The organism is Scytonema sp. UIC 10036, assembly GCF_009725235.1.
On record NZ_WJFC01000232.1, the window covers coordinates 1 to 20517 of the forward strand.

Sequence of the window (20517 nt, forward strand, 5' to 3'; positions counted from 1 at the left end):
GTATTTATACTGAATACATATATGTTGAATTTAGAATATTAATGAGGTAATAGTCGTCATAAACTTGTGATTGTAAGTTTTTTATTAGGGCGACTACCTTACACTGACTTTAGTACAGACTGAGGAGTACGTGATATGAAGCCAGAAGGCAGAGGGCAAAAGACGCAAACGCTTAATATTTAAGCTTTTGTTTTAATCTAGATAAGGGATAAAGTCAAATCAGTTCAAGCACACCTTGTAAAGATAGGTTAATGACATTTGCATTGACCGGAAACTCTTATTTTTAATAAGAAACATATTATGTCAGCCCGCGTCTAGCTTCTTATCAAAAAAATGAGAATACATTAAATATGTTCAAACTTTAACTTTTTTGTTATCCAGGGGAACAATATTCAGCAGTAGAATATACTGGGTTATACAATTTTAAATTGTGGCGTTGAGATTTTAGATTGAGCAGTCTTATGTGGCTTGGCTTTTAGCCTACGATGTGTCGCAAAGATTTTTCCAATCTGTTTTTTCAGGTCAATAATCCGTAGTATTATGAAACACCAAATTACGTCTGAGTATATCATCGCTTTTATCTTTGCTGACTATTAGTAGCAATGTGACTGCCAAGTCATATAGTTTTTGTTGGCATCGAAACCTTATAATTGATTGGCTTAATATCTATAGTTTGTTGTTAAGCCCGTATCTTAGTTTTCAAGATTTTCAGAGACTTTCTGGAAATATTAAGTATTTAAAGAAAAATGTGCTAAAACATACCGTCATACCGTAGCTGACGGTTCCACAAGTGAAGGAGCGCTTGACGTGGAAAGCAATAAATCATATGTTTGGTCTCAAGGAATATTAATAGCATTAGTTGCTTTATGCGGTAGTTTTAGTCTTGGTTTGATGATGCCTATCAACCCAAACGCTTCTAAAGCTCAGATCGAGCAACCTGTCAATTTAAAAGAAATAGCAGCCAGCACGGGAAATCAACAACGTGTTGAGAAATTCAAGACGGCAATGATAACAACTTGGCAACAAGAGGCGAGTATCAAGGGTCTTGCCTACGTTATTCCATCCCGCTTTCAAGGTGTCACTATCAAAAGTGCAAACAAGATAACAGGTGAGAAAGTTATTGCACTAACTTTTGATGATGGCCCATGGCCCGAAGGTACAACAAAGATATTAGATATTCTTAAGAAAAATAATATAAAAGGGACTTTTTTTGTCGTTGGGCAGATGCTTAAGGCATACCCAGAGTTAGGCAGACAGATAGTAGCAGATGGTCATATTATCGGTAACCACACGTGGCATCACTGGTACCATCATTTTAGTCCGCAAGCAGCCGCCTTTGAAATTGAAAGGACATCAGACCTAATTTATAAAACTACAGGTGTAAAAACAACCTTATTTAGACCACCGGGCGGAATGATGCATAACGGCTTGGTGAATTATGCTAATAATCAAAACTATACTACAGTTATGTGGTCTGCTGACTCCATCGATTACAGTCGTCCTGCCGTACCCAGGTTAGTTAAGAATGTGATGAAAAATTCCGAACCAGGTGGAATTGTGCTCATGCATGACGGTGGCGGAAATCGCACAAAAACCATCCAAGCACTACCACAAATTATTAGCAACTTTAGAAAGCAGGGCTATCGTTTTGTAACTGTTCCAGAACTTCTAGAAATGGAAGATGATGGCATCAAGTTAGCACAAGCTAAAAAGAGTACTTTAACAGCAGTTAAAAAGAACAAGCGATCGAAGAACAGTGACCAGTGACCAGTCAGCAGGTTCCCTCGTTCCCAGCCTCAGGCTGGGAATGCCTTCATAGAGGCTCCGCCTCCTGTAAGAGGTATGAGATTTTAATTTTGTAACTCCTTCTTCAGAAAAAAGCGGCTATAACCCTGTGGAAAGTTTGGTAACTCACCAAATACAACATATCCACGTTTCCGGTAAAAAAGTTTACTTGTCATTTCTTTTGTGGTGTTGCTAGGTGATAAGATTTCAAACACTACCTGTGGCGGAATGTTATTTTCTTCCCACTGCTTGTAGGAACCCCTATCTCCTTTTGATCTACCAAACACCACTAGTACATCAGGAGCTTGGCAAAGATTTTTATTTCCTTTAACGGGATACCACAAAAGATCGCCAGCAACAAATACATCAGCAATACTAGCGAACACAATTTCTAAATTTTCTTTAATAGTAACAATCCAACGAAATTGTTTTGTATTATCTGCTATTGGTTTCCCGTCACTTTCAGGGTAAATGATATCCGGCGCGGTATCAGATATTATTTGTTGTACCATATGGAGCAATATCTTCTCTTGTAAGAGTTTTACTAAAATATCTAGTCTAGATGTAGAGGTTAGGTTTTTTAGTCTACCAACATACTCAAGATTTGATTTGAAAATGAAATGGCTCAGTTAAAATTGACGCGGGCTTTTAAATCGTTTGCATTAGGAGTTTTGCCGATCCCTTCTCAATTTCCCGGTATTAACAGGTAACAAACGAGTCCAAATAGATTAAACTCTGACGCTAAAAGTAGAATAAATGTATCCTCCACGTAAGCCCCATCATGGCTATCCCAGAACTCGAACAACAACTCCTTCAGCTTTCCCCCAACGATAAACTGTATATTATCCAACTCCTTGCCCAAAGCCTGACCGCACGCAACACCCACCCAGACCAACCCACCAAACTCTCTGAGTTTTTCCGTCAATCCCCCCTGACTGAACTCACCGAAGAACTCGACCTTAGCCGAGGCTGGACATTGCTAAAAACCCTCATTGAGTCCCTACAACCAGAAACCCAAACCGAAACCCCAGAATATCCCCTTCCTCAATTCTACGGATGTATCCAAGATGAAACGTTCTTTCGCCATCCCCAAGGACAACAACCAGAACGCGAACCCATCTTGTGAAATTCCTACTAGATACTAACACTTGCATTATCTATATGCGTGGTAAAAATTTCACCTTAAAGCAGAAACTAGAATCCACTGCCACCAAAGATATTGCCGTTTGCTCAATTGTTAAAGCAGAACTATTTTATTTGACTTCTGTCACTTCACCTAAACGAGTAAAGCGAATTTCAATGCGTCGCCGTGTGGAATCTTCTTGTTGAGCACTCGTAGGAAGTGCAAACTCGCCACTAGGTAATATGAGCTGTGCTGCAGAATAAGCACGAAATTTTAATCCTTTCAGCCTACCTTCTTTTGTTTGTATATAACGTAGCACTCTAACCAATTCTAGCGATCGCATCAAACCTAAGTCAGCGTTTGAACCTGCCTTAAGATTCCGAACTGGTAGACTACCAGTAGCTACGTTTTCTAAATTTTGGTCTAAATTACTAATTGTACCACCATTTGCCTGTCCATCAGTGTGACCAATGATTTCTACCGTATTTATGTTGTACTCTTTTGTTTTTTGTTCAATTTCAGGAACTATTTTTGTCCAAACATATTTGTACATCGGTTGTGGAAGCTCAGCACTACCAGACTCAAAGCGGTAAGCCCCTTCATCTTTAATCAAAATAATTGGTGGCGTATCTGTTAATTGCTTTGCTGAATGCAGTTGTTTCTGTAAAGAAGCAACTTGCTGTTCTAGTTGCTCGGTTTTATTTACTTTAGCTTGTAAAATTTCTATCTTTCTAGCATAATCTGCTACTTGATGCTTATTTCCTGCTAAACTAATTAAAAGCGGCTCTAAATTTCTTGCTGACAGTACAGACTTAACTATAACTATCAACAAAAATAAGAGAAGTATCATAAAGGCATTAGACATTAAGTCGGTAAATGCGGGCCAAATATTTAGCTCTTCACAATCATCAGTCTGTCGAAAACGACGATTCATATTTGTTTTCAATTATAATTATCTGAAAAATACTTACTTAAATAAACTAGAAAAATCTGCTAGCTCTTCACTGTTGGCATTATTTTTAAAAGCAGTATTTGTTTGTCCTTCTCTTATATGAGAAATTTCCTGTTTGATTTCAGCCATCTTTTTGATACATTGTTGTAAATTACTAATTAGGGCTTGAGATATCTTGATGCTAAGTTCAGTTTCTTGTTTCATACCTGTCATCAAACTGTTACCTACATTTTTATATTCTCCAATTAACTTTACATTGTTGTTTCTTAGGAGTTCCATTAAATCTAACTTTAATGTATCAATTATGATGCTTAACTGATTTGTGTTTCTTTCAAAATTTGTAATTGCAGTTTGAATATAGCGCTCGCTAGCCTCAGCTTTATCAAACATACTTGATACAAAACGCTCTCCCAGAGCCTCAATTGATAAATGAATCTCTTTTGTATAATTCATCACCGTTAACATTAATTCTTTCAATGCTACTTCCACTCCATCTAAATTATTGGATTTGTTAGCAATGATTTTTTCTAAATCGTTAATTTTATGAATAGCTAAATTAAAGTTCTTGGCTCCTTCATCAAGGAAAGGAATAATTTCAAGAAAAGACTTTTGATTAGTTTTGTGTGCTTCTAAGACTTCTATAGAAGTTTTATTAATGTTTCCGATTTCTAAACCCATCTTTAATAACTGATTGCTGGATAAATGAAGTTCATTAACAGCATTTTTGATAGCTGTAACGGTCTCAGCCAAACTAGCAGTAGATTGAGAAAAATTACTTTGTATATTATTTAAACTGATTGTAGCTGCTAACAGTCTTTCTGGGAAATCACAATTTTCAAATGTTTGACTTACTTGTTCAAATTTGCTAGCAGTAGTTTTAACTCCATTGACTGCAGTTTGAAATTCCCTAACTGAATGCTCTAAATTATTAGCAGCAGCAGATATTGTACCAGCACCTTCTTGAAATCGTTCGTAAACTTGTTTGGCTAAATCAGCAGCTTCTTTGTTTCCTTGTGCGATTTCTTTTGAGACTTCTCCTAACGAGTCCTCAACGACTCTCCGAACCGTTTCACCAAACCTAGTTAAAAACTCCTCTTGCTGTTTTACCATCTTATGAATTATTACATCTAAGCGAGTAATACCCTCTACTTGAGGGTGATAGATATTATCGAGGTAATCTTCTAAAGAACTAATCAGTCGATATTTAGCTATACTAGTGTTTTTGAATGAATTAATTATTGTTAAAAAAGCACTAAAAAATAATCCGGTTAAGCTAGTGGTGAAGGCAATACTCATTCCTTGTAGTGGTTTTTCCAATTCCCTCACTAAATTGCTGATATCGCTGGTAGAAGTTTGATTTATGGTTTGGCTGAGTTCTGCCAAATTAATTGTAATACCAAGAAAAGTACCAAGTAATCCAAAGGAAAGTAGCAAGTTAGGTAAAATGCGACAAAAATAATCAATTTGGTCACAGGAGAACGTCCAAACTTTTTGCTGGCTGTAAACTTGCTCGACTAATGCTGTTGTATTGACTTGCTCTAATTTTCTACTAGCATCAGCAAATCTTTCTTCTAATTCTTTGACAATTGCTGGTTTCTTTCCGGGTGATTGTTTTTTAATTAGTCTTCTTACTGTCTCTTCTTTTTTGACAAGAAAAGAATAGAGAGAAACCCGTAAGCTAAGAGCGGTTATAGATGGAATAATAACTAGTATAAGTGTGAGAATGATTAAGTATAGAGGTATTTGTAACATGGAAAGAATTATGGAGTTTGGAAAATTAATTTGAAATAAGGTGGGCTTTAGCCCACCCTACGTAGTGGCTTATAAGGGATATTTACTCAAAATCTCTTTACGAAGGTTTTCGTATTCATTTTGAGTTATGATATCGTCGCTTAAATCTTGTTTTAATCGTTCTAATTCCGCTCGTCGTTGTGCTCGGTTGTCTTCAACATCTACATGAAAATTTACAACGACTACTTCTTCTGAATTATCTTTCTTACTTTTGATAGAACCGTTTAATGCTAAAGTTTGGTTTTGGAAGGTTTTAAAGCATTCTTCCATCTTTCTCCAGAAGCGATTAATAATTCCCTCTTTAGTTGTGGGATCGTTACCTCCAGGAGGTGTATAAACTGCTGTTTTGTAGGGGTAATTGGAATTATCTGGTGATAAATTCTTAACTTGTTCAACAAATTGTCGCAATTTTGGTAAATAATTATTTTGCCAAAGAACTGGCTGGTGAGTAATATTTGCGATCGCACCATCCAAAAGTTTCTTCAAAGTTTCAGTCATTCCACGATGGTTAGCCAGTTCTTCCAAAGCTTGATTCCACTCTGTACTTAAACAAGCAGTGTAATAACAGTCTTGCAATGCATCATAATATTGGAATTCCAATTTTTGATTTTCCTGATTTTTCTCTAACAACATCAATGCCAGACAAGGATAAAAAATATCTTCTAATTCTTCCATTTTTTTAGCATCAGGGGGGATAATATCGGGAAAAGAAGCACGATAGTCATTGTGAAGAAAAGAGGTAGAAGAATTTTGTTCGCGCAGGTATGGGTTTCTCATTCTTTCCAAACTGCTTATCAATCTAATAGGAAACCCAGCATACTCATTGACAAATAAAATTTCGTCGTCAGCTTGAGTAGATTTAAACACGCTTGAGTGAACTCCTAAATCTTGCCCAAGTAATATTTTAAACTGCCGTACTTCTAACTCATCCGTGTCTTTAAAACCTACCAATTTACTACTTTTAGCAGGGTCATCGCAGAAGTAGGGGTCGCTTAAATTAAGATTTAGCAGAGGTTGAGCTTCTTGCATAATTTGTGCTAAGCGAGTTGAACGCGCTGCTAGGGAGTAATTTTGCATGAAGCGCTTGATAACAGAGTTCACAATACTGATTCCACGAGACGCAAACAAGCTATCAACATTGACATCAATTTCTTTCTGTAACTGCTGTTGAGTCGTGCGTTCCCTATCGATAAAACTTGCTAAAGATTGTCCTCGTCCTGTTGGTTCTGTAATAGAGGAAGTTGCCAAGACAAACTGTCGTCGCAAATCATCTTTCGGTAACATAGTTTGCAAACAACGTTCTATATCTTCATTATCAAAGATCGCCTCTCCACTCATTTCATCGAAATTAAGCTGTTGCAAGTCTTTTTCTTGTTTCTCGTAACCACTTTTCAAATTCTCGACTAAGCTATTAAATGCAGCAACTTGAGAGTCTCTACTTTGAACGTGCTTTTGTAAAATATCAACAATTTGTAGTGACTCCTGCAAAACTCCTAACTGAAAGTTATGCTTAATCAACTCGCAAACTTCGCGTAAAACCCTTTTTGCTTCAGTTTGGGCTTGGCTATTCTTGTTGCTTAGAAAGGGAAGAGCGGCTTTCTGTTCAATATCTTGAAGTATTTGTTCGGCATCGCGCCATTTTTTCTCTAAATCTTCTAAACGGCGCATCCCTCCAAAATTGGCAATTTCTTCTTGTAGATTGCGTTGATAGTTATGCAATTCATGTTGTAAGGCATCTAGCCCGTCTCGTGTACTTCTAATTGAGAAATGAGGCTCGCTGGGAACTAACAATCGCGTGATATAATCGTCGATATTTGTTTGAAGTTCTTTGGTCAGAGTTGGACAAACTTGTTGTAGCTTAGTTAGCCAAATTCCCCGACTATTCTCTGTTTCACCTGGTTGAGTTTTGCGAAATTGCTCTCGAAACTCCTTGGATAGTTTTTCGTAAATTGCATTGCGATCGTCTCGCGTTTGGCAGTCGGCGATCGACTTTTCTAATTTATTTTTCCAAGTATTAATAGTGTTACTAAAATTCTTGTTGTACTCCTGCACGGACTCAGCTAATCTGCTACTTATGCCTTCTTTTCTAGCTAAGTCAGTATGCCAACGGTATTGAATCAAAAATTGTTCAAGTAGGCGTTGGGGATCGGGGCTTTGACCTTCGCCATTTAACCAGAATTTTACGAGTTCTAAACCGACACGATTCAAGGCAATTTGGACAATGGTGTCTCGTGGAAAGGACTATCAGCCGGAGTTTCTATCCATATTTCTGAAGTAATTCCCGCTTGAGCTAATAAAGGTGCATCCGTCATCCAAATAATGGATTGCGCTTTGATTGGCTGATTCTGCTGAAGGCGATTTTGGTTTATCTGAGCAACAGCTTGATAAATCTTTAATTCGGCTCTTTGAATATCTGCACCATAATGGTTTGGGTCAGATACAAAAGGTATCTTTTGTAAGATTTTGTCAATATTATCTTTACTTTTACTACTAAACTCAATAGGTAGTCCTAGTGGATGTACACCCAGTAGCACTTCCTCTGAGGTTATATCTTTAGCAAAAGGAACAACGTAAACCGAATCTCCGGGTTTAAGGCTATCTTCAACTATTTGACGTAAGCGGATACGACCCTCATCATTGAGTCCGACACTTTCCGTCAAATCAATTGCTAAGATAACATCTCGTCCTCCATGTAAACGGGATACAATGTCTAATCCTAATATTTGTAAAGGGGAAATTGGTTCACCAGGTGAAATTATTACAGAAGCATCAGTCAAGATGGTTTAACTAGAAAGAAGTACACCAGTTATTCTAGCCGCCTGTTTGACTGATGCTCTTCAGAAAATCTACTTACAAATATATTTAGATACAGTTAAAGAGTAAAGCTTTTCATAGATCGCTTTGTTTCAAAAGTGTTAACCATCCATACAAAAGTTTCTAGAATGGTTACCACGTAACGAAAAAAGGATGTATCAATACTTTGACCATTGACGCTCCCCATCCCTATAAGCATAGAGCCAGCATTCAAAGGGTAGACCCCCTACTCTCGTTCCCAGCCTCAGGCTGGGAATGCCTTCAAGTCTACAACCTTACATTTAAATTGTGGTATTCCTTGTATTTGGTGCTTCTCTAGGGTCATAGGTTCCCTGGTACGCAGTAAATATCTTGTATCCAGGTAATACTAAGGCAATTCCGATCGGGCTATGAATCTTTCGAGGGTACTTGTAGGGTAAATCGTCAGGAATGCTTCCGCCAATACGAATACTAAATCCTGGGAACCATATATATGACCCAGGAATTAATAAATCCATACTATAGGAGATCGCCCTCATTTGCTCATTCTCTTTGGGAGGGGCAATTTTCTTTATCTGTAGTACGAAGTTAGGCTTTGTCAGGTTCAACATAGTTTCAGTCCCTAAAAAGGAGCCTTAAATTTTTGTACTTCTGGTAAAAGCTAGCTAGTCTTTCTTCACCTTTTAGGTGTTTCAATTCCTATTAGGGATTATATCTTTACATTTCTTATTAGAAAACCCTCTAATACCCTTTTTCTACGAGAAATTTACAATTGTCAGGAAAAATGCGGAGAATGGACAGCCTTGCAGGAAAGGATTTGGGGTGAAATCTAATAAATAGGTTGTTAAATTCATGTTACTTTTACATAATTTTTGGGAATCATATAGCCATCGTCCTAAGAAGATGTTTGAAAAGTGGTTAACTGTCATTTTAATCACATGATTACCCCCCTTAGTCCCCCCTTGTAAAAGGGGGAAAATCACATGATTACCTCCTTAGTCCCCCCGATGTATTGGGGAAAATCACATGATTACCCCCTTTAGTCCCCCGATGTATTGGGGGGAAAATCACATGATTACCCCCTTAGTCCCCCGATGTATTGGGGGGAAATAAGAGAATTCTAGTTCCCTCTCCAATGCATCGGGAGGGTTAGGGTGGGGTAAAAAATATTTGATAACATCAATCATGACTTTTCAAACATTCCTAAAAAGCCTGTTTATAAAGAAACGTTTATGCAAACAGAAAGAAATAATAGTTTAGACATATTAAAAGCATTAAGTATTATTTTTGTTTTGATATGGCATTTGCAACCCATTAAATTTATTATAGATAGTAACACACATACACTTTTAGTTGTTATTTGCCAGAATTTTTATAGATTTACAACTTCAATTGTGTTTAATAGCAGTTCCTTTATTTTATATAGTTTCTCTTTATTTATTTTTTCAAAAGCCCGAATTACCATATTTTAAAAAAAGACTTATTAGATTGGTCAAATTATATTTATTTTGGTCTGTTTTTCAAAATATTTTTTATATTATAGCTACAAAACAACTCCCTGCTTGGTCTTGGGATATTATTACAGGTTTACAGCCAAGCTTACCATTAGTTGGGGATTCGGTTTTCTATTTTTTGTTTAATTTAATGGTTTTATTAATCTTTGCTTTTTTATACCAAATGCAATCCAAGAAATTCAAGCTGATTGTATCATATATACTTGTAGGGTTTTCTTTATTTTATTTTGAAGCGCTTTACTTCTTTAATTCCAATCTTCCTTACCATTGGTTAATAAATTTTCTCATCTATATCCCTATTGCTTTTTATTTAGTAAACAATCCAGAGAAAATCTTAAAGTTTAAAGGTTGCTATTTGATTACATACATACTGTTTTCTCTTCACGATATTTACTTGCGTATATATAACCAGATTCCAAGTATTTATGGTAGAGTCTCTATTGTTTTTGGAGCTTTGACTATTTTTTGTTATGTTTATTCACCCCAAAACAATCAAAAAAGTTTGTTAGTAGAAAAATTAGCTAAGTACTCTCTTGGTCTATTTGCAATACACAAGTACTGGCAATACTTATTCGTGTTATTACTTCAAAAGTATAAAATAGCTATGACGATAGGTGTTTTTGGAATACCTTTAAATATAGTTTTTTTGGTAGAAAGTGTTTTTGTGGTATTCTTGACTATCCTCTCAATTTATCTGTTAAAATCGACTCCTTTTAAGCGGTTTGTTACTTAGGTTTTCGGTCTATTATTTATAGCGAATTTTAATTGGGTAAGGTACAAACTGATGACATCTCATATTTTGTGGGGTGGGCGTTCTCGTCTGCCTAAAGGGCGATGCATACGGTTGAGTACGGGAGGCGGAGCCTCCCAAAAAGGCATTCCCAGGCTCCGCCTGGGAACGAGTGAGGTTGGGTTGAGGAACGAAACCCAACCTACACGGAACTTAACTGCTTTTCAGCTGGGGTTTGGGAATTGGCTTCGGGGCTATCAGCCTCAGAAGGTGGAACTAATTGCCAGAACTTGGGTAAAAACTCTTGCCAATTCTCTAGAATCATCTTCGCTTTCTGCGAACCAGTGCGTTCCGCATGCGCTTTCATTAACTCTTGCAATTGCTTCTCGCCTGCAGGGGTCATGACTCGCTGCAGTTTAACAATTTCTCGGTTAACTAACTCGGGGAACAGACCGTCTTCATCTAGGAAGTAACCCAGTCCACCTGTCATACCAGCCCCTACGTTACGCCCTACTTTTCCAAGGACAACGACAACTCCGCCAGTCATGTACTCGCAGCAGTGATCCCCTGCACCCTCAATCACGGCTGTTCCTTTAGAATTCCTGACGGCAAAACGTTCTCCAGCTAAACCATTTGCAAACAGGAATCCTCCGGTGGCTCCGTAAAGACAGGTATTGCCAATAATCACGTTTTGTGCTGGGTTATAGGTGGCTTCTACGGGCGGTTTAATAATAATCTCACCACCATTCATCCCCTTGCCAACGTAGTCGTTAGCCTCTCCTTCCAATGTCAAAATCATTCCGGGAAGATTGAACGCACCAAAACTTTGCCCAACACTTCCTTTGAAGTTGAGGTTGATTTGTCCTTCAAAACCACTGTCACCGTACTGAGATGCGATCGCACCCGCTAACCTTGTACCAACTGTTCTGTCAGTATTGACGATCGCCATTGTTTTGCTGACAGTGGACTGGTTTTGAATAGCCGCCTGAATATCCGGATCTCTCAACAATTGGTCATCCAAAACAACGCCATTGCTGTGAACCTCTTCATGCACCAGCCAACTGCGATTTTCCCGTGAATCGGGTAACCGAAGCAAGCAGTTAAGGTTCAGCGCTTGTGTCTTCGTCGCCTGTACGTCCTCACGCACTCTCAACAAATCGGCTCGTCCAACAACATCTAACAAGGAACGATAGCCCAGTTTCGCTAACAGACTGCGAACCTCCTCTGCAATAAAGTAGAAGAAATTCACAACGTGTTCTGGCGTACCGGGGAAACGTTTCCGCAGTTCCTCTTTCTGAGACGCAACACCCACGGGACAATTGTTGGTGTGGCAAATTCTTGCCATGATACAGCCCTCAGCAATCATGGCGATGGAACCAAAGCCAAATTCTTCTGCTCCCATCAACGCGCCCATCAGTACGTCCCAACCAGTCTTTAGCCCACCGTCAACACGCAAAACTACGCGATCGCGCAAGCTATTTTCCATCAACACGCGATGCACTTCCGTTAATCCCAATTCCCACGGAGAACCAGCGTGCTTAATAGAACTCAGTGGTGATGCCCCCGTACCGCCATCATGACCGGAAATCTGAATAATATCAGCATTTGCCTTCGCCACCCCTGCAGCAATGGTACCAATACCGATTTCCGCAACCAACTTCACTGAAACTTGAGCTTTGGGATTGATTTGGTGTAAGTCAAAAATGAGTTGCGCCAAGTCCTCAATAGAATAGATATCGTGGTGCGGTGGTGGAGAAATCAGCGTCACGCCCGGTTTGGAACGTCGCAACATGGCAATATAAGGGCTAACCTTTTTCCCAGGAAGTTGTCCGCCTTCACCCGGTTTTGCACCTTGAGCGATTTTAATCTCAATTTGCTTGGCGCTGACCAAATACTCTGGTGTCACACCAAAGCGTCCCGAAGCAACTTGCTTGATGGCACTTGAAGCTCTGTCTCCGTTCCGCAAACCTTTTAAATGGGGTAGGGTGGCGGAGTCTCCAGAACCATCCACATCATCCAAAACTTGGTATCTGACTGGATCTTCCCCACCTTCCCCAGAATTGGATTTACCACCAAGGCGGTTCATAGCAATTGCCAGAGTTTCATGTGCTTCTCTTGACAGTGCGCCTAAGGACATTCCACCAGTACAGAAACGCTTGACAATTTCGCTCACTGGCTCTACTTCTTCAATAGAAATGGGAGAGCGATCGCTTTGGAAATCGAGCAAGTCACGCAAAGCTGTGAGCGTTCTACCTTGCAAGTACTTCTTGTACACTTCGTAGTGGTCGTATTTCTTCCCATCCACCGCTTTGTGCAGCGCTTTTGCCAGTTCCGGGCTGTTCATGTGGTACTCGCCACCGGGGCGGTAGTTGACAAAGCCAAGGTTTTCTAACTTCTTGGTTGTCAGTTCTGGGAAAGCCTTGCAGTGGAACGCCAAAACTTCTTGTGCTAATTCGCTGACACTCAAGCCCCCTACGCGAGAAGCCGTTCCATAAAATCCTAGTTCCAGTAAATCTTGACCGATACCAATTGCTTCAAAGATTTGTGCGGCTTGGTAACTAGAGAGCAAAGAAATCCCCATCTTCGAGAGAATCTTTAACAACCCGCTTTCTACTGCTTTACGGTAGTTAGCAAGGGCTTGCTCCAAACTCATGGCAGTAATTTTGCCCCGTTCCATAAACTGTTGGGTTTTGGGGTCAAACCACCAACTACGTACCGTGTCCAAAGCCATGTAGGGGCAAACCGCTGCTGCACCGTAACCAATTAAGCAAGCAAAGTGATGGGTACTCCAGCATTGGGCGGTATCCACAATCAAAGATGTTTTCATCCGCAGCCCTTCGCGGATCAGGTGGTGGTGGACGGCACCTATTGCCAGCAAAGGAGGAATGTAGGTGTACTCAGTTCCAATTCTTAGTTCATTGCCTGCTTGAGTGCGATAAGCCGGGTACGGCGGCGCTGCCATGCGATCGCTCAATATCAAAATTTTCGCACCTGCCCGCACCGATTCAGCAGCCCGTGCTTGTAGAGCTTGGACTGCGGCTTTCAACCCAGAGGGACCTTTCTCAATTTCAAACAGGGTTGATAATTCAGTTGTTGCAAATTCCGACAGTTTGATAGCCTCCAACTCTGTCTCTTGCACAACTGGTGAATCTAGCATCAGTCTTTGGGCATATTCTGGCTTCGGCTGTAATAAATTGCCCCGTTCTCCCAGTTCTACTTTCAAGGACATCACCAGACTTTCCCTAAGAGGATCGATGGCTGGATTCGTCACCTGAGCAAAGCGCTGCTTGAAATAGTCGTACAGCAAGTGGGGTTTTTCAGACAAGACTGCCAGAGGAATATCATCCCCCATACAGAAAGTTGCTTCCTTACCATCCTGCGCCATTGGCTGAATTACCATTTCCACATCTTCTGTGGTGTAGCCAAAAGCCATTTGTTGTTGGAGGAGAGTTTGCTTATCTGGGGGATTTTGGATTTTGGATTTTGGATTTTGGATTTTGGATTGGGGACTGGAGGAAGTTCCATTCCCATGGACATTCCCATTGCCCATTGCCCATTGCCCATTGCCCAATTTCTGACGATACTGGCGCAACCATTCCCCATAGGGATGCTGCTTGGCTATGCGTTGCTTAATTTCCCAGTTTTTCAGGACTTCGTGGCTTTCTAAATCCACAGCAATCATTTGTCCTGGTCCGAGTCTACCTTTCTCGATAATGTCAGATTCGGGAAAGCTCACCACACCTGCTTCTGAAGCGACTACGATGTAGTCATCCTTGGTAATGCAGTAACGCGCCGGTCTTAAGCCATTGCGATCGAGTGTTGCTCCAACTTTCCGTCCATCGCTAAACACCAACAGTGCGGGACCATCCCAGCCTTCTTGCAAGCCACTATAGTATTCATAAAAATCAACTATCTCAGGATAGGTTCGCAATTCTGGCTGATTTTGGTATGCCTCTGGAACCATAATCATAATGGCTTCCAAGGGGCTGCGTCCGGTATGCACTAGCAACTCAAACACGTTGTCTAAATTGGCTGAGTCGCTGCTGTCAATATTGACAAATGGCTTAAGTTCCTCAATACGAACGCCCCAAACGGGATGATTTAAAATTGATTCTCTTGCCATCATCCAGTTGATGTTTCCCAACAGAGTATTGATTTCTCCATTGTGACCCAATAGCCGCATGGGTTGAGCGAGGGGCCACTTGGGCATGGTGTTGGTACTAAAGCGGCGGTGATAGACGACAAAGGGGCTGGTGTATGATGGGCTTCTTAAATCTTGGTAAAAATCCCCCAATACAGCCGAACGTACCATACCTTTATAAATGATGGTTCGGCTGGAAAGCGAGCAGATGTAAAAGTCGTCTGACCATAGGTTATTGTTTTGGCGAACAGCTTTATGAATTCGACGACGTGTGATATATAGCGATCGCTCTAATTCATCCCCGCTTTTCTCTTCCGATGCGACAAAAAGTTGTTCGATCCTGGGTTGATTTTCTCTTGCTTGTACCCCCAATAATTGAGGTTGTACTGGAACCACTCGCCAGCCCAATACAGTTAATTTCTCCTCAATCGCCACTTGCTCGACAAGCGCCTTAGCTTTTTGGGCTGCTTCCTCATCTTGAGGTAAAAATATCATTCCCACAGCCATATGACCTGTGGAAAAACCTTGTTTCCCCCATGCTGCTAAATCCTGTTGGAACAACTCCCAAGGCAGAGCGGTCAATATTCCTGCACCATCACCCGAATCTTGGTCTGCACTACAACCACCCCTATGTTCCAAACAACTTAAAGACAATAAAGCTTTTTCTACGACTTCATGGCTAGCTTGATTTTGGCGATGGGCGATAAAACCCACACCACAAGCATCTCGCTCTTCCACTAACCATCTTTGACCTGGATAGATGTACCCGTTTGAAATATCAGAATGTGTCATGTTTTTTTGTTGATTCATCCTTTTGTTATCCCTAACAACGTGAGTTACGCATTTTGCTACTTCTGGTTGGAAAAATTTTTAACTGCCAATATGGAAAATACAGAGGACTGATTTTTAGGGAAAAAAAATTTTAACTTCGGGCTTTTGTTTTTGTTTGACCCGTGTTAAAATTCTTTGGATATTTTCTATGTGTTTATCCTGAGTGAATTAAACTACTTCCGAACGCATAAGTTTTTTCCTAAGTACGCTCATTATCTGAATTGCCGAGTTCTTTTCCAATCTTCTAATTAATGAGCGTGCCGTACCCGAAACAGGTGTGAAATACGATCTCACGACTCTTAACGGGAATATTATTCGGATTTAGCAACAAAATCAGCGTATTACACTATATGCCCATTTGACAATTCCTATCCTACAGATCTCTTGTGTTTTCTGACTTTTTATCTGTTATTCTTTACTACTTGTATTGCCATTTGCTTGACTTCCGAGCGGAATAAAGGATAAGGGGCAAAAACTTCATCTGTTGAATGGATACAAACCTCTCAATTGTTATGCGAAAAATATTTAACGCGAAGTGTTTGTATCCCATGGCCCGACTTCAACCGTGAGGTACACTTTATCCTTCATACTTTATACTTCATCCTTTTTACAGCAAGCAATTCAATACGTATACGATTATTAAAAATTGCATAGCACTCTTGTAATAATCGCATATTAAAAAAAATTCTTGTTTTCAGAGATAAAAAGCCCATATATACAATATCACATTCCAATGGTCACACAACTCTTGTCATCATTTTTTGATGTTTCTAGAAGTCAGTTGCCAACAGAGTTTTCATAAATACATCAATAACTATGGTAACAATACTGAGACTTTTACTAACACGAGATTGCTGTTTTGCCGTCAATAAAAGTAGTAGTCGTTTTCTTAAGGTTGTCATACCGTCAGTACTTGCAACTCTACTTTGTCTTGTAGATATATATGATAGTGCCAAAGCACAACCTTCAACACCAAGCGCACCAACTTTAAAAACGATGCCACAACCTTTGGCTCCTGCATTACCCGGAGTGGTTTCCTACGGTAATCAAGTTGCTCTCAACGGTCGCATTTTACCTGGCGTTTGGTTGCAACAAAAGTCTGGAACTGATAAACTTACAACCTATCTAAATGATGGAGCTATTCAGCAATTACTGGGAGTCGATTTATTAAATAACAACAACCCAACCAGACAACCAGTACAGTGGTTTTCATCATCCACTAGTCCTATTGTTTTAACCAGTTTGATAACAACAGGATATCGGTATCTAGACATAACAAACTTTGCTAATACTGCCGGATGGCAAATGCAGGCAAATGGTAACACTCTGGTAATTTCTACGCCAAGTGCCAAGGTACTGAATATTCGTCAGGATAGGCAAACTTTAGGTTATACCATCATTATAAATTTAAATCGTCCAACTCCCTGGCAAATTTTACAGGGATTACCCGTACCAAAGTCTCCAATTTCACCACTTGACTCTGACACTGCAACTCCCAAACCCGCCTCACCACCAAATCGAGAATGGGTAGTGACTGTAGAAGGGATAGCCGATCCTAGCCTGTTGGGAGGGGGGAGAGAGGGAGGGAGAGAGGGAGGGAGTGAAGAAAGGGCTTTGTTATCGGCTCAAGTTCCAACACCCGACTCGTTAATTCAACAAGTAGAAGTTGCGAACAACCAAACAATCGTGAGGCTCAGCGTCCCCTTTGGTTTTGCGCCTCGGGTAAATACTCTAGCCAACCCCAACCGCTTGAGCATCGAAATTCGACCCGATGCTATGCCAGAGCGTGATATTGTATGGGCAACAGGATTGAGATGGCGACAGCAGTACCTGAGTTTAGGTCAAGATCGCTTTCCAGTCACATGGTTGGAAATTAATCCCCGTACAAGCGGTATAAAGTTGAAACCAATTTGGACAAATTCCGACACGATGGTTGGAACTGCTCCTCTGATTCAATTTGCACAACAGCAAACAGCAGTTGCAGCTATTAATGGTGGATATTTTAACCGGAATAACCGATTGCCTTTAGGCGCACTTCGTCGGGATAATTTATGGCTTTCGGGACCTATTCTCAATCGGGGTGCGATCGCTTGGAATGATTCCGGACAGTTTTACATCGATCGCCTCACCTTACAAGAAACCATAATTGCACCAAACAAGGTACAGTTACCAGTTCTCTATTTAAATAGTGGCTACGTTCAGAGTGGCATTGCTCGTTATACTCCTGCATGGGGAGCAACTTACACCCCCCTCACCGATAATGAAATCATTCTAGTTGTACAGCAAAATAAAATTCTCAATCAAATAACAGCAGGTAAAGCAGGTGAAACAGCCGTTCCTATTCCCCAAGATGGTTACCTACTGACTTTTCGCGGAAATGCCACAGCCAACGCCGAACAATTACCTGTAAATTCCACACTCAAGATTAATAGTTCTACCACTAACACTGAGTTTAACCGTTATTCTCACATCGTAGGGGCAGGTCCACTGTTGTTGCGGAACCGTCAGATTGTGCTTGATGCCAAAGGAGAAAAATTCAGTGATGCTTTCATCGCGGAAAAAGCTGTTCGCAGTGGGATTTGTACAACCGCAACAGGAAATTTAGCGATCGCCGCAGTACACAATCGTGCGGGTGGTACTGGTCCTACCTTAGCAGAACACGCGCAGTTAATGCAGCTTTTGGGGTGTGTTAATGCTCTCAATTTAGACGGCGGTAGTTCTACCAGTCTTTACTTGGGGGGTCAACTCCTCGATCGTTTCCCCAATACCGCAGCTCGCGTTCATAACGGAATTGGGGTGTTTTTGATTGGTCATTAGACATTAGTCATTGGTCATTGGTCATTGGTGACTTATCGTTTTACAAAGGACAAATGACAAATGACAAAGAACCAATCACTTTAAAGCTTATAATAAGCCGCTATGTTCTTTAATAAAGAATTGATGTAGAGATGTGACTTTGTGGAAATCATCGATCTCACTTTCAGAATTCATTTGCTATGGTTGGCAAAGTGACATGAATCAGTCACTACTGGGGATCTGAAACATCGATCGCCTTTTTTTCATCAATATTACACAGGTGCTGACGGTTCCTTCTGTCAAAAAATAATGAGGTAACTATGGTTCAAATTCAAGAGGCAACACAAGGTAACACATTGCCCCTTCCTCCTGCTGTGACTGCTAGAGGCGTTGCTGCTACAGAACTTCGTCCTTGGGGTTCTTTTACAGTACTCGAAGAAGGACGCGGATACAAGATTAAGCGCATCGAGGTTAAGCCGGGACATCGCCTCAGCTTACAAATGCATCACCATCGCAGCGAACATTGGATTGTGGTTTCTGGTACAGCTAAGGTTGTTTGTGGCGATCGCGAAGTGCTTCTGAGAAATAACGAGTCTACCTACGTACCTCAGTGTACACCTCATCGCTTGGAAAATCCTGGTGTCATTCCCTTGGTATTAATTGAAGTCCAAAATGGCGAGTATTTAGGTGAAGATGATATTGTTCGATACCAAGACGACTACGCTCGTACTCAAGACCTCAATCAATAATAGCGCTGGCTGAATCGGAGCTTCCGTTTATCATAACGTAACGGCTGAAAGTTTTTATCGACAATTCCAAACCGAGTACTTAGTGTACTTTAATAGTTAAGGACGGGTTAAAGGCTGCATTCCACAAGCTAAGACAGTTTTGTGAGGTAGTGTTTTGCCTGTCCTTTTGACTTAAAAATAGGGAGTTGCCCATTGCCCACCCTACTAAAGATTGTGAAAAAGTAGTACGAAATTTTGATATAATAGCCTAGCATGAGTTTTAATTGCATTTCGGAGCGCGATGATTCAACTGAGTTCAGCAGCTGCTAATGAAATTGAGCGACTCAAATCAAAGCAGCAGCCGTCACACACATTTTTTCGCCTAGCAGTTAAATCTGGTGGTTGTTCCGGGTTGTACTATGATATGTCTTTTGATGAGGCAGCGAAACTTAGCGATCGCGTTGTTACCACTAATGGTCTTCAAGTGGTGATAGACGCTGAGAGCCAAAAATATGTTGATGGCTTAAGTGTAGATTACTCAGAAGATTTGATGGGCGGTGGCTTTCGCTTCCAGAACCCTCAAGCAAGCGCTAGTTGTGGCTGTGGTAATTCTTTCTCAATTGTGAAGGAATAGGGCTTGTCATATAGAGTCCTAAGTTAAACAGAAATTGTTATTCGTCATTTGTCATTTGCCATTGATTGAGGCAAATGACAAAGGACGAGTGACAAATGACAAAAAAACTTGACACAAAACCCAAAAGAAAAGCTATAATCAGGATTTGTTGTTACTTAGAATAAAAGCAGCTTTTCGCGCTGTAACTCATGCCAACAATACAGCAACTTATACGTACTGAACGCGAAAAAGCGCGTCAGAAAACCAAGTCCCCAGCTCTGAAGGAATGCCCTCAGCGTCGGGGGGTGTGTACTAGAGTATACACAACCACACCCAAAAAACCCAACTCAGCTTTACGCAAAGTCGCAAGGGTAAGATTAACGTCTGGATTTGAGGTCACAGCCTATATTCCAGGGATTGGTCACAACTTGCAAGAGCACTCAGTGGTTATGATTCGTGGCGGTAGGGTCAAGGACTTACCAGGCGTGAGATACCACATTATTCGTGGAACCTTAGATACAGCCGGAGTCAAAGACCGCAAGCAAGGTCGTTCTAAGTATGGAACGAAACGTCCTAAAAAAGCATAAAGCAGTGCTGAGTATTGAGTGCTGAGCAACAAGTGTCTTTATCAGCACTTGGCACTTTAAGTAGGGGTTAGGGAATAGGGAGTAGGGAGTAGGAATGAAGCGATTTTTAACCCCTACCTCCTATCCCCTACCC

General features: G+C 40.6%; 13 protein-coding genes and 1 pseudogene. 7 read left to right on the forward strand and 7 right to left on the reverse strand.

Going from position 1 to position 20517, the window contains the following annotated elements; translation table 11 throughout:
* Positions 1–807: 807 nt before the first annotated feature.
* On the forward strand, positions 808–1767 hold the full coding sequence (locus F7734_RS52710) for a polysaccharide deacetylase family protein (protein WP_166482705.1): 960 nt from the start codon (positions 808–810) through the stop codon (positions 1765–1767).
* Positions 1768–1931: 164 nt separating this feature from the next.
* Here F7734_RS52710 and F7734_RS52715 read toward each other — a convergent pair.
* Positions 1932–2297: pseudogene (locus tag F7734_RS52715) on the reverse strand (Uma2 family endonuclease); the annotation flags it as partial.
* 269 nt (positions 2298–2566) lie between these two features.
* On the opposite strand from F7734_RS52715, the gene F7734_RS62615 reads away from it, so the two are divergent.
* Positions 2567–2911, forward strand: coding sequence for a hypothetical protein (locus F7734_RS62615; protein ID WP_207714421.1), 345 nt, complete (start codon positions 2567–2569; stop codon positions 2909–2911).
* A 127-nt stretch (positions 2912–3038) separates the two neighbouring features.
* Here the strand turns inward: F7734_RS62615 and F7734_RS52725 are convergent, their stop codons facing one another.
* The 5 genes from F7734_RS52725 to F7734_RS52745 all read right to left on the reverse strand — a co-directional run bounded on the left by F7734_RS52725 (position 3039) and on the right by F7734_RS52745 (position 9055).
* On the reverse strand, positions 3039–3842 hold the full coding sequence (locus F7734_RS52725) for a flagellar motor protein (RefSeq protein ID WP_155752235.1): 804 nt from the start codon (positions 3840–3842) through the stop codon (positions 3039–3041).
* 33 nt (positions 3843–3875) lie between these two features.
* The gene (locus F7734_RS52730) at positions 3876–5612 is read right to left on the reverse strand and encodes a hypothetical protein (protein ID WP_207714422.1); all 1737 of its coding nucleotides are present in this window, start codon (positions 5610–5612) and stop codon (positions 3876–3878) included.
* A 69-nt stretch (positions 5613–5681) separates the two neighbouring features.
* The gene (locus F7734_RS52735) at positions 5682–7859 is read right to left on the reverse strand and encodes a hypothetical protein (protein WP_155752236.1); all 2178 of its coding nucleotides are present in this window, start codon (positions 7857–7859) and stop codon (positions 5682–5684) included.
* Positions 7856–8428, reverse strand: a complete 573-nt coding sequence (locus F7734_RS64700; RefSeq protein WP_155752237.1) for a hypothetical protein — start codon at positions 8426–8428, stop codon at positions 7856–7858. Before F7734_RS64700 ends, F7734_RS52735 begins: the two co-directional genes overlap by 4 nt.
* Positions 8429–8746: 318 nt before the next feature.
* Positions 8747–9055, reverse strand: coding sequence for a hypothetical protein (locus tag F7734_RS52745; protein WP_155752238.1), 309 nt, complete (start codon positions 9053–9055; stop codon positions 8747–8749).
* Positions 9056–9797: 742 nt separating this feature from the next.
* Here F7734_RS52745 and F7734_RS52750 point away from each other — a divergent pair.
* Complete coding sequence (locus F7734_RS52750; protein ID WP_155752239.1) at positions 9798–10691, forward strand: acyltransferase family protein; 894 nt, start codon at positions 9798–9800, stop codon at positions 10689–10691.
* 199 nt (positions 10692–10890) lie between these two features.
* Here F7734_RS52750 and gltB read toward each other — a convergent pair whose 3' ends face one another.
* Positions 10891–15639 (reverse strand): glutamate synthase large subunit, encoded by a 4749-nt coding sequence (gene gltB / locus F7734_RS52755; protein WP_155752240.1) that lies wholly within the window; start codon positions 15637–15639, stop codon positions 10891–10893.
* A gap of 837 nt (positions 15640–16476) precedes the next feature.
* On the opposite strand from gltB, the gene F7734_RS52760 reads away from it, so the two are divergent.
* The 4 genes from F7734_RS52760 (at position 16477) to rpsL (ending at position 20384) form a co-directional block, all read left to right on the forward strand.
* The gene (locus F7734_RS52760; RefSeq protein ID WP_155752241.1) at positions 16477–18477 is read left to right on the forward strand and encodes a phosphodiester glycosidase family protein; all 2001 of its coding nucleotides are present in this window, start codon (positions 16477–16479) and stop codon (positions 18475–18477) included.
* 299 nt (positions 18478–18776) lie between these two features.
* Positions 18777–19205 carry a phosphomannose isomerase type II C-terminal cupin domain gene (locus F7734_RS52765; protein WP_155752242.1) on the forward strand — a complete coding sequence of 143 codons (429 nt, stop codon included), beginning with the start codon at positions 18777–18779 and terminating at the stop codon, positions 19203–19205.
* Between the two features lie 280 nt (positions 19206–19485).
* Entirely contained in the window at positions 19486–19818 is a 333-nt protein-coding gene (locus F7734_RS52770) for an iron-sulfur cluster assembly accessory protein (protein WP_155752243.1), read from the forward strand.
* Positions 19819–20006: 188 nt separating this feature from the next.
* On the forward strand, positions 20007–20384 hold the full coding sequence (rpsL, locus tag F7734_RS52775) for a 30S ribosomal protein S12 (RefSeq protein ID WP_017746068.1): 378 nt from the start codon (positions 20007–20009) through the stop codon (positions 20382–20384).
* The last annotated feature ends 133 nt before the right edge of the window (positions 20385–20517 follow it).

Coding starts and splice junctions, on each gene's coding strand:
- F7734_RS62615 (WP_207714421.1), top strand. CDS start 2,567: ATGGCTATCCCAGAACTCGAACAACAACTCCTTCAGCTTTCCCCCAAC.
- F7734_RS52725 (WP_155752235.1), bottom strand. CDS start 3,842: ATGAATCGTCGTTTTCGACAGACTGATGATTGTGAAGAGCTAAATATT.
- F7734_RS52730 (WP_207714422.1), bottom strand. CDS start 5,612: ATGTTACAAATACCTCTATACTTAATCATTCTCACACTTATACTAGTT.
- F7734_RS52745 (WP_155752238.1), bottom strand. CDS start 9,055: ATGTTGAACCTGACAAAGCCTAACTTCGTACTACAGATAAAGAAAATT.
- gltB (WP_155752240.1), bottom strand. CDS start 15,639: ATGAATCAACAAAAAAACATGACACATTCTGATATTTCAAACGGGTAC.
- F7734_RS52760 (WP_155752241.1), top strand. CDS start 16,477: ATGGTAACAATACTGAGACTTTTACTAACACGAGATTGCTGTTTTGCC.
- F7734_RS52765 (WP_155752242.1), top strand. CDS start 18,777: ATGGTTCAAATTCAAGAGGCAACACAAGGTAACACATTGCCCCTTCCT.
- F7734_RS52770 (WP_155752243.1), top strand. CDS start 19,486: ATGATTCAACTGAGTTCAGCAGCTGCTAATGAAATTGAGCGACTCAAA.
- rpsL (WP_017746068.1), top strand. CDS start 20,007: ATGCCAACAATACAGCAACTTATACGTACTGAACGCGAAAAAGCGCGT.